Origin of the sequence: Bradyrhizobium sp. NP1, assembly GCF_030378205.1 — a bacterium.
Lineage (GTDB): Bacteria > Pseudomonadota > Alphaproteobacteria > Rhizobiales > Xanthobacteraceae > Bradyrhizobium.
This window is the reverse complement of the sequence record NZ_CP127385.1, coordinates 7,672,700-7,687,629: the sequence shown is the minus strand read 5'-3', so window position 1 is coordinate 7,687,629 and position 14,930 is coordinate 7,672,700. Positions and strand designations below refer to the sequence as shown.

At 65.8% G+C, this 14,930-nt stretch carries 13 protein-coding genes; 4 read left to right on the top strand and 9 right to left on the bottom strand.

All coding sequences use genetic code 11. From position 1 onward, the window contains the following. Positions 1 to 5: 5 nt before the first annotated feature. Genes QOU61_RS37005 through QOU61_RS36980 form a run of 6 tightly spaced genes read right to left on the bottom strand, consistent with a single transcriptional unit; the run spans position 6 to position 6,783 of the window. A complete protein-coding gene (locus QOU61_RS37005) occupies positions 6 to 869 on the bottom strand; it encodes an ABC transporter permease (protein WP_289656093.1) in 864 nt (287 codons plus the stop codon). After that, the gene (locus QOU61_RS37000; protein ID WP_289656092.1) at positions 866 to 1,672 is read right to left on the bottom strand and encodes an ABC transporter ATP-binding protein; all 807 of its coding nucleotides are present in this window, start codon (positions 1,670 to 1,672) and stop codon (positions 866 to 868) included. The genes QOU61_RS37005 and QOU61_RS37000 overlap by 4 nt, the downstream gene beginning before the upstream one ends. Next, positions 1,669 to 2,733: an ABC transporter substrate-binding protein gene (locus QOU61_RS36995; RefSeq protein WP_289662105.1), complete on the bottom strand. Its 1,065-nt coding sequence runs from the start codon at positions 2,731 to 2,733 to the stop codon at positions 1,669 to 1,671. The genes QOU61_RS37000 and QOU61_RS36995 overlap by 4 nt, the downstream gene beginning before the upstream one ends. Then, positions 2,730 to 4,133 carry an MFS transporter gene (locus QOU61_RS36990; RefSeq protein ID WP_289662103.1) on the bottom strand — a complete coding sequence of 468 codons (1,404 nt, stop codon included), beginning with the start codon at positions 4,131 to 4,133 and terminating at the stop codon, positions 2,730 to 2,732. The genes QOU61_RS36995 and QOU61_RS36990 overlap by 4 nt, the downstream gene beginning before the upstream one ends. Further along, positions 4,099 to 5,100 carry an NAD(P)/FAD-dependent oxidoreductase gene (locus QOU61_RS36985; RefSeq protein ID WP_289656091.1) on the bottom strand — a complete coding sequence of 334 codons (1,002 nt, stop codon included), beginning with the start codon at positions 5,098 to 5,100 and terminating at the stop codon, positions 4,099 to 4,101. The genes QOU61_RS36990 and QOU61_RS36985 overlap by 35 nt, the downstream gene beginning before the upstream one ends. Before the next feature lie 15 nt (positions 5,101 to 5,115). Continuing rightward, a complete protein-coding gene (locus tag QOU61_RS36980) occupies positions 5,116 to 6,783 on the bottom strand; it encodes a UGSC family (seleno)protein (protein ID WP_289656090.1) in 1,668 nt (555 codons plus the stop codon). Positions 6,784 to 6,991: 208 nt separating this feature from the next. Here QOU61_RS36980 and QOU61_RS36975 point away from each other — a divergent pair, with 208 nt between their 5' ends. Continuing rightward, positions 6,992 to 7,495: a MarR family winged helix-turn-helix transcriptional regulator gene (locus QOU61_RS36975; protein WP_289656089.1), complete on the top strand. Its 504-nt coding sequence runs from the start codon at positions 6,992 to 6,994 to the stop codon at positions 7,493 to 7,495. Between the two features lie 65 nt (positions 7,496 to 7,560). On the opposite strand, the gene QOU61_RS36970 is transcribed toward QOU61_RS36975, so the two are convergent. From QOU61_RS36970 to QOU61_RS36960, 3 genes are all read right to left on the bottom strand, one after another. Beyond that, positions 7,561 to 7,725: a hypothetical protein gene (locus QOU61_RS36970; protein WP_289656088.1), complete on the bottom strand. Its 165-nt coding sequence runs from the start codon at positions 7,723 to 7,725 to the stop codon at positions 7,561 to 7,563. 72 nt (positions 7,726 to 7,797) lie between these two features. Then, the gene (locus tag QOU61_RS36965; RefSeq protein WP_289656087.1) at positions 7,798 to 8,361 is read right to left on the bottom strand and encodes an alpha/beta fold hydrolase; all 564 of its coding nucleotides are present in this window, start codon (positions 8,359 to 8,361) and stop codon (positions 7,798 to 7,800) included. Between the two features lie 195 nt (positions 8,362 to 8,556). Beyond that, positions 8,557 to 10,386, bottom strand: a complete 1,830-nt coding sequence (locus QOU61_RS36960; RefSeq protein WP_289656086.1) for a CocE/NonD family hydrolase — start codon at positions 10,384 to 10,386, stop codon at positions 8,557 to 8,559. 343 nt (positions 10,387 to 10,729) lie between these two features. Between QOU61_RS36960 and QOU61_RS36955 the strand changes: the two genes are divergently transcribed. From QOU61_RS36955 to QOU61_RS36945, 3 genes are all read left to right on the top strand, one after another. Next, positions 10,730 to 12,610: a potassium transporter Kup gene (locus QOU61_RS36955; RefSeq protein ID WP_289656085.1), complete on the top strand. Its 1,881-nt coding sequence runs from the start codon at positions 10,730 to 10,732 to the stop codon at positions 12,608 to 12,610. A gap of 164 nt (positions 12,611 to 12,774) precedes the next feature. Further along, complete coding sequence (locus QOU61_RS36950) at positions 12,775 to 14,085, top strand: MFS transporter (RefSeq protein ID WP_289656084.1); 1,311 nt, start codon at positions 12,775 to 12,777, stop codon at positions 14,083 to 14,085. Between the two features lie 53 nt (positions 14,086 to 14,138). Beyond that, on the top strand, positions 14,139 to 14,921 hold the full coding sequence (locus tag QOU61_RS36945; RefSeq protein ID WP_289656083.1) for a helix-turn-helix domain-containing protein: 783 nt from the start codon (positions 14,139 to 14,141) through the stop codon (positions 14,919 to 14,921). Positions 14,922 to 14,930 lie beyond the last annotated feature (9 nt).

The following is a 14,930-nucleotide window of genomic DNA, read 5'->3' as shown; positions in this document are numbered from 1 at the left end:
ATCCGTTACTTGTCCTGCCAGACGAACAGCCGCGCGCCGAGCGCGAGCAGCAGGCGGTCGACGGTGAATCCCATGCCGGCGATCAAAAGGATGCCGCACCACATCAGCGCGGGATCGAACGAGCGCTCGGCGAACATGATCAGATAGCCGAGGCCGTCATTGGCGGCGATGAGCTCGGAGGCCACGATCAGCAAGAACGCGGTCGAGGTCGCGACCCGCAGGCCGGCGAACACGAAGGGAAGCGAGGCGGGGATGATGACGTGCCAGATCAGCTGCCGGCTGTCGGAGCCCTTGGTTCGCGCATTCCAGATGAAGAACTTGTCGACGTTCTTGACCCCGGCATAGGTGTTGATGGCGATCGGAAAGAAGCAGCCGAGGAAGATCAGCGCGATCTTGGAGGCGTCCCCGATGCCGAGGAAGATCATCATCAGGGGAAACAGCGCCAGTTTCGGCGTCGGAAACAGGGCCGAGATCAGGGGATCGAGAAAGCTCTCGACGATCCGCACCCGCCCCATCAGGATGCCGGCGGCAATGCCGATGAAGACGGCGAGGCCGAGCCCTGCACCCGCCCGCAGCACGCTGACGCGGATGTGCTCGAGCAGATCGTGGGTGACGAAGACCTCGTTGTAGAAGGTGCGCCCGACATCCTCGAGCGGCGGCATGAACATCGGATCGAGCACGCCGAGCCGCGAGAGGATCTCCCAGACAAGAAAGACCAGGAAGACGGGATAGTACCGCGCGATCGCGCGCAGCCGGCTCCATCCGGGCCGGCGCGATGCCGCGGCCGGTTTCGCCGCCGGCGCGGGCGCGCCCGGTTGTCGCTCGGCATCCGCCACGACCGATCGTTCCGAGGCCGTCAGCATCGTCATCCGATCGCCTCCATGGTTTCCTCCCGGATCGCCGACCAGATGTGGTTGCGCAGCCGGCCAAACGCCGGATTTGTGCGCGCATCGTCGCGCGGGCGTGGCAGATCGATCGGCACGATCTCTTTGACCCGCCCCGGCAACGGCGACATCACCACCACGCGGTCGGACAACAGCACGGCCTCGTCGATGCTGTGGGTGACGAACAGCACCGTCTTGCGGTCGCGCTCCCAGAGCTGCAGCAACTGGTCCTGGAGCACCTCGCGCGACAGCGAGTCGAGTGCGCCGAACGGTTCGTCCATCAGGAATACGCTCGGCGCGCAGGCCAGCATCTGCGCGATCGCGATGCGCTGCTTCATGCCTCCGGAAAGCTCGCGCGGATAGAAGGTCGCGAACTTCGAGAGGCCGACCATGTCGAGATGATGGGCGACCAGCGCCCTGCGCTGATCGCTCCGCACGCCGGCCATTTGCGGGCCGAACGCGACGTTCTCCTCGACGGTTCGCCAGGGAAAGATGCTGGAGTTCTGCAACACCAGGCCGCGATCGGGATGCGGGCCGTCGATGCGCCTGCCGTCGACGACAACCTCGCCCTCGCTTGGTTCGAGCAGGCCGGCCACGATGTAGAGCAGGGTCGACTTGCCGCAGCCGCTGGGGCCGACGATGCTTACGAACTCGCCGCGGCGCACCGCGAGGTCGACGTGATCGAGCGCGAGCAGCTCGCCGCGCCGGCCGGTGTGATAGCGCTGGCTGATCCGCCTGATCTCGACATGCGTGTCGTCGGCAGGGGCTGTCATTGCGCTAGTGGTCATTGGCTCGCCACCTTGCTGTTGTCCCAGCTCATGCCGAGCCGGGAAAATGCCTTGCGCAGATAGCTGGTATCGACGATCTGCTCGAAGGTCGCGGCCGCCCTGCCGCGAAGCTGGCCGGCATCGGTCAGCATGCGGCCATAGGCCACGAAGGTCTGCTTCGGCAGGTCGAGGGAATTGATCAGTTCGAGCTCGCGGCCGGCGGAAGCCACCCGCAGCCGGTAGAACGCCTCGTTGGTGTCGGCGTCGAGCTTCAGCGTCTTCTGCGCGATCGCCTTGATCCCGGCGCCGCCCTTGGCGACGTCGTCCTCGATGAATTTCCGCGTCGCCAGCATGCCCATCAGGAAGCGGACCGCCTCTTCCTCGTGGTCCTTCAGCCAGTCGGCGCGGGCCGCGATCACCTGCGACATGTCGATCGCGATGCCCGTGATCTGGTCGCTGGTCATCAACAGCGTGGTCGGGATGCGCTGCGAGGCATGGAACGCGCCGATCGCGGTCATGATGGCGGCGTCGACCTCGCCGTGGGCCAGCGCGCCCTCCATCTGCGTGTAGGGCATGCTGAGGAACTTGATGCTTTTCGGATCGATGTTGGCCTCGCGCAGCCGGTCGAGCAAGGCGAGGTACCAGTTCGACGACAGCCCAAAGACCGCGACGCGCTTGCCGACCAGGTCCTTGAGCGACTGGATGCCGGTATCCTTGCGCGCGATCAGGTTGGTGGCCGACCAGTGCACGCCCTGCCTGTCGGTGAAGGCGTATTCGACGCCGGCGATGATCTTGAGCGGGGCGCCGAAGCTGATCGCCTGCAGGGTCGGCGCCGGCGCAACCGCGGCGAGGTCGAGCTGGCGCGCCACCAGCGCCTCGATCTCGGGCGCGTTGTCGTTGAAGCTCGTGGGCGTGAGCCTCAAACCTTGCGCCTCGTAGGTCTTCAGCTCGAAGCCCGCCCAGAACGTCATCACCGGCGTCGAGGCCTGCCAGCCGAACCGCACCGGGCTTGCCGGCGCGGCATCCTGCGCGGCTGCGAGTTCGCCAAGGCCGAAGAGCGCGAGCAGCGCCAAGCTCATCATCCTGAACAAGCGACCCTCCTTTGAGACGTGGGGTTGTCGATCGTGTCCGGCCACGGGCGCGGCGAGCCCTGCATCTGCCGATAGGCGGCGCGGTAGGGCCTCACCGCGCTTGCGATCGACAGCAGCACCAGGGGGCCCACGATCAGCGAGAAGGTGGCCATCGCGTAGCGCAGCATCGCCTCGTCCCGGAATACGTGGTCGGTGATCAGGGCGATCGCGGTCGGCCCGAAGCCGCCGCCGACCACGCTGATCGAAAACAGATAGAGCGCGCTGACCTGGCCGCGCATCGCGTTCGGCGTCACGATCTGGATTGCCGCGTTCTGGCCGGGTGCGCTCATGCTCCAGGCGGTGAAGCCGAAAAAGGCAAGTGCGAGCGCGGCCCAAGGATCCGGCATCAGCGGCATGATCGCAAACAGCGGCATCGCCAGCCCATAGGCGATCAGGCAGGAGAGAACGAGCGCGTCCTGCGGCCGTCGTCGCGTGAGATATTCGGCAACGAGCGTGCCGAGATAGAGGCCGAGCGGCGTTGCGACCAGGATGGCGCCGCCGAGCAGCGGCCCGATCCGTTCCGGCCGCCAGCCGTAGCTGCGATCGAAGAAGGCGGGTCGCCACGCCTGCAAGCCGTAGCTCTCGATCGAGGCGATCGCAATTCCGGCGAACAGCGGCAGGTAGAACTGCCAGTGCTTGCCAAGAAAACGCGCCACCTCGCGCAGCGGCACGCCGTCATGGTCGGTCCGGTCGCGCCGCGCGGGCTCCCGCACCGTCATGGCCATGACGGCTGCAAGCAGCAGGCCCGGAAATCCGGTCGCCAGCAGCACCAGGTGCCAGTCATGCACGACGATGCCGCCGGGCAAATACAGCGGCGGCAGCCCGCTGAACAGCGTGAGCAGGAGCCCGCCGACCACGAGCGCACCGGCCATGCCGCCGGTGATGCCGAGCTGGAAGATCGCGAACGCGCGCGGCAGCTTCTCATGCGGCACGAGGTCGGCAATCATCGACATCGAGCACGGCCCCTTGACCGACTCGGCGGCGCCGACCAGCGCGCGGGCCGCGAACAATTGCCAGAGCGCCTGCGCGAGCCCGCACAGCATGGTGGCAAAGCTCCACAGCGTCAGCCCCGTGGTCAGGATCACCTTGCGGCTGCGGGTGTCGGCAAGCCGCGACAGGGGAAAGCTGAGGAAGACATAGGCGATCGAGAAGGTTGCGCCGATCAGCAGGCTGATCTCGCTGTCGGTCAGATGCAGGTCGCGCTTCATCGGCCCGACCAGCAGGTTGACGATCCCGCGGTCGATGTTCGACATCATCGAGACCAGGGACAGCACGATGACGCTGTACCAGGCTCGCGACGGCGTCCGCCAGCTGCGTTCAACCTCCTGAGGCGACGCGGCTCCGCTCACCATCAGCAATGGCAGTTCCTCCCGGTGATCGCTTTGTCTTGTTTTCGCCGGATCGTTGCGGTCCGGCGTGCAGGTATTGGGCGGCCGCGGTCGCAGCCGTGGCGGCATCGCCGGCGGCGGCGGCGAGCAGGCAGACCGCGCCGGCGCGGATGTCGCCAGCGGCAAAGACGCCGGGACGCGAGGTCTGCATCATGGCGTCGGTGACGATGCGGCCCTCGGTGTCGGTTGCGACAAATCCGTCCAGCCAGCCGGTGCGCGGCTGCAAGCCGACATAGCCGAACACGGCGCTGCATGCCTTATGCAGCGTGCCGTCACGGGTCCTGACGTCGACGCCGGTGACGCTTGTCGCGCCATGGATCGTCGCGATCTCGGCCTCCGCCATGATCGTGACATCGGGCTTCGCCGCGAGCTGCTCGACCGCCGGGCGGCGCGCGCGCGGATGAGGTCCCCGATGCACGATCAGGATTTCGGAGGCGAAGCCCGCGAGTGTCGCCGCCTCGTCGAACGCGGAGTCGCCGCCACCGGCGACGACGACAGGCTTGCCCTTGAACAGGGGACCATCGCAGGCCGCGCAATGCGACACGCCGCGGCCGGTCAATTCGCTCTCGCCTGATACGCCGAGTTTGCGCAGCGACGAGCCGGCCGCGATGATCACCGCGCGCGCCGCGATCGTCTCGCCCGCGCAGGTCACCCGGTAAGACGCGCCGTCAGCGGCGATGGCGGAAACCGTGTCGAGCTGCATCAGCGCGCCGGCCGCCTCGGCCTGCTGCTGCAGCAGAGGACCGAGCTCGTAGCCGGCGATGCCGTCGGGAAAGCCAGGAAAGTTCTGCACGTTCTCGATCGTCGCGACCTGGCCGCCGGGCGCGAGCTGCTCGATGACCAGCGTGGAAAGCCCATGCTTCGCCGCGATCGCGGCGGCGGTGAGGCCCGCGACACCGGCCCCGATCACGACGACATCGGCGTCCTGCATGGCGATTCCCCGCGGCTAGCGCCAGTCGTCGACCGATACCTGCGCGCGAAGCTTGGCGCCCATGATCTGCCAGTAGCCATTGGCCTCGCCGCCGACCACGACGACATTGATCTCGCCCTCCAGGAACATCGGGATCAATTGGTCGGGCGCGGCCTTTGCCCGCGTCGCCAGCGGTTCGACGCCGAGCGTCGCGTTCGGATAGATGTAGTTCTGCACGAGCTGCATGTCCCAGTAGCGGCCCGCCGGCATCTGCGCCGTCTCGTGGACGAAGCGGATCAGCTTGTCCTTGGCGTCGAAGCCGCCGCGATCGATGAACTGCCGCGCGGTGATCGGGTCGAGCAACAGGCAGGGCGCGGTGACGGTGTCGACCGCGACCAGCATGTCGCGCACGTGCTCGCGCCAGTAGTCCTTGCGCAGGCCGAGCCCGAAGCTGGTGGAACGGCAGCCGAAGAACACGTTGACGACGCTGTCCTCGGCCTTGAAGCCGCGCTGCACATGCAGCGGCTCCCAGGGGCTGCGCTCCTCGTTCTCGGCGAAGGTGATGTTGTTATAGGTGTAGGCGTTGCCGAGCGAGCCCATGAAGGTGTCGCCCGGCACCGAGCCGCCCTGCAGGTTCTGCGACAACAGCCCATAGGCGCGCCCGATGGTCGCGTTGGCGTGGTTGTAGGGACCCATCGCGCCGATGCCGCAGTTCATCCCGATCTCGTTGCGGATCGGTCCGTTGACCACGACCATCGCCGAGCCCGAGCTCGACGTCGAGCCGCGCGCCGAGATCTGCGAGGCCGCGAGCGCGAGGATGACGGGGAAATATTCCGGCCGGGCGCCGGCCATCACCGCGTTCACCGCGACCTTCTCGACCGTGTATTCCCAGGGGCCGCGGTTATGCGTCGGCTGCATGCGGCCGACCACCTTGTCGGCCGGCTGGCTGGTCGCCGCCAGCATCGCCGCGACGCGCTCCTCCGTCGGCAGAATGATCGGCAGCTTGTCGGTCCAGTTGTTGCGCAGGAACAGCTCATGCAGCTCCTCCTCGGCGGCGGGCTCGAGAAGGCGCGGCGTGGTGCGCTCGATCTCGACCGGCTGCGTTCCCGCGAGCGCAGTCGTCAGCGCCTCGATGATCTCGGCCATCACGGGCCGTCCGGTCACGGGATCGGCGCCCTCGACATAGGCGCGCAATTCAGCAGCACTCTTGCCCATCACCGGCTGCGGGACGAAGACGGCGGGCGCATCGGCGAGCCCCGCCATGCGCGTCACCGAGCGCACGACACGGTCATAGGTCGCTGTGTGCAGCGCGACCGTCGGAATGCCGAACTGGGTCTCCATGGTGACGGCGTGGGTCGCCACCGCCGGCGCGCAGGTCGAGCAATGCCCAACGCCGATAATGGCGGCATCGCCGTCAGCCCTGATCCGGTTCCACAGCTCCTGATCGTCGCGCCCGTAATAGCCGGCCAGCGAGACGAGCTTCACGCGCACGCCGGGCATGCGGTTCACGAACCAGCGCTCCACCTCCTTCAGGAGGTCGATTGAATCGTCGAAGCGGCTGTCGACCAGATAGATCGTCTTGCCGTCGAGGGCATCGAGGCGGGGCGCCAGGCGCTTCTTGTTGATTTTCGGTGGAAAACCAACCGGATTGAAGCAGATCATCTTGTCCTTGACGATCGACGGCGCGGGAACCGCAATGTTCATTGTTGTCTCCTACCCAAGCCCAATCCCACTCAACGGCGCGATATTTCGCCTGTATGTGCTGCTTTTCGCTGTCGTCGCCCAATAATGCGCCAGCAAAATTGGTTGTCAATCAGATAATCTGGTTACAGATTATATTACGATGGTTGAATCGAGCCGAGTTTGGGGCCATAAGCGCCGGATATTTCGAACCGAGAGAGGACCCTGCTTTTTGAGCACGCTGGACGCATCGGAACTGCCGCGCCCTGACGCCAAGAACGAAGCCGAGGACGGCGACATCCAGCTCGGCCTGCATGCGCTGCGGCTCGGATTTCAGGTCCGCCGGCTGCATCATCTCCTGAGCGAGCGCGTCGCCAACGTGTTCCTGCCTTACGGCCTGCGTCCGGGCTCGCTGACGGTCATGGTGCTGATCTCGGCCAATCCGGGTTACTCCCAGGCCGAGTTGGCGCGGATCGGCAATCTCGACAAATCCGCCATCGTCACCATTGTCGATGGGCTCGAGGCGCGGGGGCTTGCCATCCGCGGCCGTTCGCCAAGCGACCGTCGCCGCAACTCGCTGTTTCTCACGCCCGCCGGCGAGAAGCTGATGCTGGAAATGCATGGGCTGGCGATGGCGACCGAGCAGCCGCTGCGCGACGGATTGACGGCCGAGGAGTATGACCGGCTGTTCGCACTCCTGGAAAAGGCGCGCAGGATCGTCGCCGGCGCGACGTGACGCCTCCTTTCGGGCGCGCCAGCCAACCCTGACGTCACGGCGGACAGGAGCAGCGCGAGGCGCGCTCAACCTGCCACGTTGTTCGGATAGTCGCCGCTCATCGCCTCTCGCATCGCGCGGTTGAATCGAACGGGGTCCTGTACGTTCCACAGGTGACCCATTCCATTCTCGACGCGCAGGACGGAGCGCGCCATTGCGGCCGCAATCGCGCGCGCCGCCGGGAGGTTCACGCGGTCGTTCGAGCCGCAGAAAACCCAGGTCGGGATATCGATCTCGCGAAGACGTTGTCGCAGATCCAGCCGTCAGAGCGCCGCCATCGCGCCAAGCAGGCCGCGCTTGCCGAGGGCGCGGTGGTCTTCCGCGGCAGCCGCGGCGATGTCGGGACCGCCGCCGATCGCCTTCACCGCAGCCTTCACGAGCGCCGATTCCGGTATCGCGGCGCAGATCGCGATTTGAAGGCCGAGCGCGATCCGCGGCGCCCGGGCCTGCGGCGCTGACAGCATCAGCCGCCGGATACGGACGTTGCCAAGCAGCGCAAGCCCGAGCGCCACGCTTGCGCCGGCCGAGATGGCGCACACGGAAAGCTCGACGGCGCCCAGCGAGCGCAGCGCCTTTGCAAGGCTTTGCGCCACGAGCGCGATATCGATGGGGACGTCGCGGGCGGGCGAGGTGAGGCCGGCCAGGTCCGGGGCAATGACGAAATGGGTTGCGCTGAATTCGTCGATCTGCCGAAGCCATAACCGGTGACCCATGCCGATGCCATGGATCAGCAACAGTGGCGGCCGGTCTCGTCGACCGAAGGTGTGCAGGGCGATGCCGCTGTCGGCCGGCGCGGCTGCGGTGGTGGGATCGGCTTGCGTATGCATGAGAAGGCTGAACGGTACGTGAGTCCTGCGGTCGGATGACCAGCATTCATGACGCCGGGCGTGCCGCGTTTCTTCCCGCAAACTTCCTTCAAAATCGCGTGGTCATCGCCGAAGCAGGTGAGCGGCCGCGGCCCAAAGCGCGGTGGCTTCAGGTCGAGCCGCCACCGCGCTTTGGCTTGTCGTCCGTGTCCGCTCCTATTGCGTTTTCAGCGGCTGCGGCATGATCGGCAGCACGATCCGCGAGAGCCGCTGCGGCTCATGATAGATCGTCTGCGTGGCGCGCTTGGCCTTCTCGCCGCTCGCGATCGGCTCGCCGGTGTTGAGGTTGCGATCGTAGTGCGGGAAGTTGCTGCTGGAGATTTCAAGGCGAATCCGATGTGCCGCCTTGAACACGTTGCTGGTCGGCATCATCTCGATCTTGAACGCGGTGACCTCGCCCGGGGTCAGGGGTTTTGCCTTCTCCAGCGAGTCGCGGTAGCGCGCGCGAATGATGCCCTGGCTGACATTGTAGGCCTTGCCGTCGGGATGGACATCGACCAGCTTGGCGGTGAAGTCGGTGTCGACGGCCGAACTTGAGGCATAGAGATCGACCGTGACCGGTCCCGTTATCTCGGTGTCCTCGGCGAGCGGCGGGGTCGAATAGACCAGCACGTCCGAGCGCTGCTCGATCGCGGCCTGGTCGAACGGGCCGACCGGCGCAAACGCAATCGAGCAGCAGGAGTTGCCGCCGCGGCTTGGCACCGGATTGGCCGGATCATAGACGAAGCGATCGGCTGGCTGCGCTGCCGACGGCGCGGTGCGGCTCAGGCTGCCGTTGCCGAAGCTGGAGTTCGCAGCACCCGTGCTCTCCAGATAGAACGAGGTGAACTGCGTGCCGGGCACGGGCCAGTCCGTGGCTTCGCGCCAGGCATTGGCGCCCATCACGAACAGCTTCACCGGCGGCTCGCGGTCGATGCCGTTGTCGACACCCTTCAGCCAGTGGTCGAACCAGCGCAGCTGGACACTGTCGTGCTGGTTCTCCGCCTCGGGACCGAAGTCGATCTCGCCGACCGTGCGCGTCCAGGGGATGTGGACATAGGGCGTGATGATCAGCTTCTGCCCCTTGCGCGCGACCTCCGAGCCGCCGCGGGCGCGCATGCCGGTAAAGTTCTCGATTCCGCCTTTCAGGAACACGTCGTACCAGCCGGCCATGCTGAGCGCCGGCACGGTGATGTCCTGATAGCGGTCGCGAATGCTCCATTGCTTCCAGTAATCGTTGCGCGACTCGTTGCGGAGCCAGTCGAGATAATACGGCGCGACACGCTTGTCGTCCGTCGACAGCCAGGTGTATCGGGCGAGCGGCAACGCCGCGTAGGTCTGCTGCGCGGTGTCGCGCCCCTTGATGATGCGATCGGTGACGTCCTGATCGCCGAGCCGGCGGGTGCCGGTCAGCGCGATCGTCGTCAGCGGCCACGACTGGATGAAGGCCTGGCTCAGCGCGCCGCCTGCATAGGTCCAGCCGTCGTAGTAGTCGGATGCGGTATGGCCCGGCGAAATCGCGACCAGCGACGGTGGCTTTTTCGTCGCCGCCAGCCACTGCGTCGCGCCGACATAGGAGAAGCCGTACATGCCGACCTTGCCGGTCGAGCCCGGCAGCTTCGCCGCCCATTCGACGCTGTCATAGCCGTCGTCCGCCTCGTGACGGAACGGATAGAATACGCCTCCCGACTTGTATTGACCGCGGATGTCCTGCGTGACCACGATGTAGCAGTGCGAGGCGTAGATTTCGGGCTTGGCGTAGACGTTCATCTGCCCGAGATCCTTGTTGTAGGGCAGCCGCATCAGGATCACCGGATAGCTGCCCGGCTCCTTCGGTCGCCAGACATTGGCCATCAGAATGGTGCCGTCGCGCATGCGCGCGGGGACGTCATATTCGGCCGTCACGTTGCACGGCCCTGTCGCCAATTGCGCCGCCATGCTGCTTGTGGCGGACGTGCTGGCGGCGATCAGGCCTGCGACGACGATTTTTGTTGCGGTTCTGGTCATGCGTTTCCCCTGTCTGCACCGGTTAAGGGCCCCGGCGTTCTTTTGAGCGGGTCGCAGATTCTCTTATTGTGCTGCGCACATATTGTTGTGCTGGTAAATTCAGCCCGCCCGGCAATTTCCGATTATGGTCAGTCTGTCCGGGCTGACAAGGGTTGGTGCAGGATGGCGACGAGCAGAGCCATGCGCGTGAAGGAGACGCGGCCTTTGTCGTTGCAATGCGCGGCGCCATAGTTGGACGATGGCAGGCGTCATCGGGCTTTGTCCGAGGGGCGCTAGCATCGGCCTGAAAGCGCCAACCAGGCGGCCGCCCTCGATCGCACCTCATGCGGAGAATCTCAATCCAATGTCTTCGGCTACCTCCCGTCCGCACCTGCCTTCAGGCCGTCTTCCCGTCCTGGCGCTGACCGCGCTAGGCATCGTCTTCGGCGATATCGGAACGAGCCCGCTCTATACCTTCAAGGCGATTCTGGGCACGGCGCCGCAGGGGCCGGACCGGCTCGCGATCCTCGGCGCGCTTTCGCTTGTCTTGTGGACGCTCTTCATCATCACGACCGTCAAATATGTCTGCTTCGCCATGCGGGTCGACAATGACGGCGAGGGCGGCATCCTGGCGCTGATGGCGCTGCTCGGGATCAAGAAGCACCAGCGGCCGGCGATCGTGGCGGTCGGGCTGTTCGGCGCCGCGCTGATCTATGGCGACGGCACCATCACGCCCGCCATCTCGGTGCTGTCGGCGCTCGAAGGGCTGAACATGGTGACTTCGACGTTCGATCCCTACATCGTCCCCGCCGCGGTCGTCATCCTGGTGACGCTGTTTGCGCTGCAATCGAACGGCACGTCGGCGATCGGGCACCTGTTCGGGCCGGTGATGCTGCTGTGGTTCGTCGCCATCGCGGCGCTCGGCATCGCCGGCCTCGTCAAGCATCCGTCCGCGCTCGCCGCGATCAATCCGGTCTACGGGCTGAACTATCTGTTCTCCAGCGGCATGACCGGCTTTCTCGTGCTCGGCGCCGTCTTCCTCTGCGTCACCGGCGCCGAGGCGCTTTATGCCGACATGGGACATTTCGGCCGGCGGCCGATCAACCTCGCATGGTTTGCCATCGTGTTTCCGAGCCTGATCCTGAACTACGCCGGGCAGGCCGCGCTGGTGCTGGAGGGCGCGCCCACCGACGGCAACATCTTCTTCCGGCTGTGTCCCGAAGGCCTGCTGCTGCCGATGGTCGTTCTCGCAACCGTCGCCACCATCATCGCGAGCCAGTCGATCATCACCGGCGCCTTCTCGATGACGCGGCAGGCGATCCAGCTCGGATGGCTGCCGCGCCTGCAGATCAAGCAGACGTCATCGGAAGGATACGGCCAGATCTATGTGCCTACCGTGAACTGGCTGCTGATGCTCGCGACCGTGGGGCTGACGGTCTATTTCCGCAAGTCCGACAATCTGGCTGCCGCCTACGGCATCGCCGTCTCCCTGACCATGCTGATGACCTCGGCGTTGCTCTTCATCGCCATGCGCGAGATCTGGCACTGGAACGTGGTGGCCGCGGCCGCCGCCGCCGCCGTGTTCCTGACGATCGACGGCGCGTTCTTCCTGGCGAACCTCGCCAAGGTCGCGGAGGGCGGCTACGTGCCGCTGATCCTCGCTTCCGGCGTCTACACGATCATGTGGATCTGGCACCGCGGCGCGGCAGCGGTTTCCGGGCGCCTGCGCGAGCAGATCGTCGCGGTGCCGGACTTCATGAAGAAGATCGCGGCGGAAGCGGTTCCCCGCGTGCCGGGCACGGCGGTATTCCTCACCCGCCTTACGGAGGGCACGCCGCCGGTCATGCTCTGGCATGTCAAGCACAACCGCGCGCTGCACCAGCGCCTTGTCGTGGTGCGCGTGCAGGTGATGCAGATTCCCCGGGTTTCCGAGAGTGATCGCATCACCGTCAGCGAAGTCGTTCCGAATTTCTGGCGCGTCGAGGCCTCGTTCGGATTCATGGAGCGCCCGAACATCCCCGAGGTTCTGGCTGCCAGCAAGTCGCTCGGCTGCGAGGTCGATCTTGATGACGTGACCTACTATGTCGGGCATGAGACTGTCGTGCGGCGTGAGGACGGCCTTGGATTGCCGGCCTGGCAGGAACGGTTTTTCGTCGCAATGGAGCGCAACGCCGTGCATGTCTCCGACTTCTTCAGCCTGCCCAACAACCAGGTGGTCGAGATCGGCAGGCAGGTCGCGATCTAGCTCGCCCGTGACGTAAGTAGCGAAACGCGCGCGCCACGCCGATCCCGTGGCGGCCGCCATTCGCCTCGCGAGCCTGTCTCTTTTCCCATATCGAATGTCGCTGCACCGCAAGCCCCTCCGGCCTCAATTGATACTGTTCAATAAAAACGGAGGAGGAAGCGGATATGACCATCGAAGCGGCCGTGGACACGGCCATCGTACCAGTGTCGCGCGCGCCCAACATGCGTTCGGTGATCTTCGGCGCCGGCATCGGCAACGCGCTTGAATGGTATGATTTTGCGGCCTACGCGATCTTCGCGCCGTTCTTTGCACCGCAATTCTTCAACCCGCAGGACAAGACCGCGGCCCTGCTCGCGACACTCGCGATCTTTGCCGTCGGCTTCCTGCTGCGGCCGCTCGGCGGCTTCTACTTCGGCTGGCTCGCAGACCGCAGGGGCCGGCGCCATGCCATGATCGTGTCGATGTCGGTGACGGCGGTGGGCTGCCTCGTCATCGGCCTGTCGCCGACCTACGCGACGATCGGGATTGCGGCACCCACGCTGCTGGTGCTCGGCCGTCTCGCCCAGGGGTTTGGCCTCGGCGGCGAGATCGGTGCCTCCTTCACCTTCCTGATCGAGAGCGCGCCGCCGGAGCGTCGCGGCCTGTGGTCGAGCAGCATGTTCATCTGCCTGATCATGGGATCGCTGCTCGCGACCATCATCGCGCTGGTGCTGACCGCGGTTCTTCCCGAAGGCGCCATGGCGGCCTATGGCTGGCGCATCCCGTTCCTGATCGGCGCGCTGCTCGGCGTCTACGCCATCTTCCTGCGGCGCGGCCTCGACGAGCCCGACGCCTTCAAGGCGGAGCAGGCCTATGACGCCACCCATCGCAACCGCCAGCCGGTGTGGCGCACGATGTGGGATTGCCGCGGCGCCATCGTCACCGTGGTGGGCCTGACCGCAGGCCCGACGCTGAGCTACAACACCTGGGTATCGGGCGCGACCACCTACGCGATCAACTTCAAGCACATGGACGCCAAGAGCGCGCTGTGGAGCCTCCTGATCGGCTGCATCGTCTACATCATCGCCCAGCCGATCTGGGGCATGATCTCGGACAAGGGCGGCCGCAAGCCCAACCTCTTGATCGGTGCGGTCATGGCCGTGCTGCTCGCCGTGCCGCTGGTCGGCCTGATCCAGGGCGCCTTTGTCGAGCTGACGGCCGCGATCTCGATCTCGCTGTTCTTCCTCGCGGCGTGGACCGCGATCGCGCCGGCAGTCTATGCGGAATTGTTCCCGACGCGGATCAGGGCCACCGGCATGGCGATACCTTACTCGCTGACGGTCGCGCTGTTCGGCGGCACCGCGCCCTACATCCAGAATTGGCTTGCGAGCATCGAGCGGATGGATATCTTCTCCTTCTATCTGATAGCGCTCAACCTTTTGACCGCTGTCACGATCTGGTGGATGCCGGAAACGCGAGGGCGGCCACTCGCTTGACCACACGACCTGCGACCGGCACCCGAACCGACCGAACGCTGCGGGAGCCGCCGATGTTTACGCTGAGTGCTTCGACCATCGCCTCCTGGGAAGCCGAGATCGGCGCCTCGCCGATCCATGGCCTCGGGATGGAGCTCGTGCATGGCAGCGCCATCGAGCGCCACCAGCATCACCGCGGCCAGATCATGACCGCGCCGTCGGGCGTGCTCAGCGTGACCGCCGCGGGTAAATCCTATGTCGTGGCGGGGCGAACCGGCCTGTGGATTCCGGAAGGCTGCGACCACGCGGTCGCCGCCTCGACCGACGCCAAGATGCGCAACCTGCAGATCTCGCGCATGCTCGCGCCCGAGCTGCCGCAGTCGATCTCCCTGATCTCGATCTCGCCGCTGTTTTCCGAGCTGCTCGGCAGCGCGGTCGAGGGCGAGCAGTGGGTGCAGAAGCACAGCCGCGAGGCGAAGATCCTCGACCTGCTGGTGATGGAATTCCGCATCGCCAAGGAGATCGCATTCTGCTTCCCCGAGCCGCGCGATCCGCGCCTGAAGCGGATCTGCGCCGCGCTGAAGCAGAACCCGGCCGACAGTCGCGCGCTGTCGGACTGGTCCAAGGTCGCCGGCGGCTGCACGCGGACGCTGGAGCGCCTGTTCCACAAGGAAACCGGCATGACCTTTGCGCAATGGCGGCGGCAGCTTCGGCTGCAGGATGCCGTCATCCGCCTGCATCAGGGCCAGCCGGTGACGTCGATCGCGCTCGATACCGGCTACGACAATCCAAGCTCGTTCATCGAGATGTTCCGCCGCCTGACCGGACGGACGCCCGGCCAGTTCCTCGACGGCTGACCCGTCCTT

Excerpts from the sequence above, each read along its gene's own strand:
- QOU61_RS37005 (WP_289656093.1), bottom strand. The coding sequence starts at position 869 with ATGACGATGCTGACGGCCTCGGAACGATCGGTCGTGGCGGATGCCGAG.
- QOU61_RS37000 (WP_289656092.1), bottom strand. The coding sequence starts at position 1,672 with ATGACCACTAGCGCAATGACAGCCCCTGCCGACGACACGCATGTCGAG.
- QOU61_RS36995 (WP_289662105.1), bottom strand. The coding sequence starts at position 2,733 with ATGATGAGCTTGGCGCTGCTCGCGCTCTTCGGCCTTGGCGAACTCGCA.
- QOU61_RS36990 (WP_289662103.1), bottom strand. The coding sequence starts at position 4,133 with ATGGTGAGCGGAGCCGCGTCGCCTCAGGAGGTTGAACGCAGCTGGCGG.
- QOU61_RS36985 (WP_289656091.1), bottom strand. The coding sequence starts at position 5,100 with ATGCAGGACGCCGATGTCGTCGTGATCGGGGCCGGTGTCGCGGGCCTC.
- QOU61_RS36980 (WP_289656090.1), bottom strand. The coding sequence starts at position 6,783 with ATGAACATTGCGGTTCCCGCGCCGTCGATCGTCAAGGACAAGATGATC.
- QOU61_RS36965 (WP_289656087.1), bottom strand. The coding sequence starts at position 8,361 with ATGCATACGCAAGCCGATCCCACCACCGCAGCCGCGCCGGCCGACAGC.
- QOU61_RS36960 (WP_289656086.1), bottom strand. The coding sequence starts at position 10,386 with ATGACCAGAACCGCAACAAAAATCGTCGTCGCAGGCCTGATCGCCGCC.
- QOU61_RS36955 (WP_289656085.1), top strand. The coding sequence starts at position 10,730 with ATGTCTTCGGCTACCTCCCGTCCGCACCTGCCTTCAGGCCGTCTTCCC.
- QOU61_RS36950 (WP_289656084.1), top strand. The coding sequence starts at position 12,775 with ATGACCATCGAAGCGGCCGTGGACACGGCCATCGTACCAGTGTCGCGC.
- QOU61_RS36945 (WP_289656083.1), top strand. The coding sequence starts at position 14,139 with ATGTTTACGCTGAGTGCTTCGACCATCGCCTCCTGGGAAGCCGAGATC.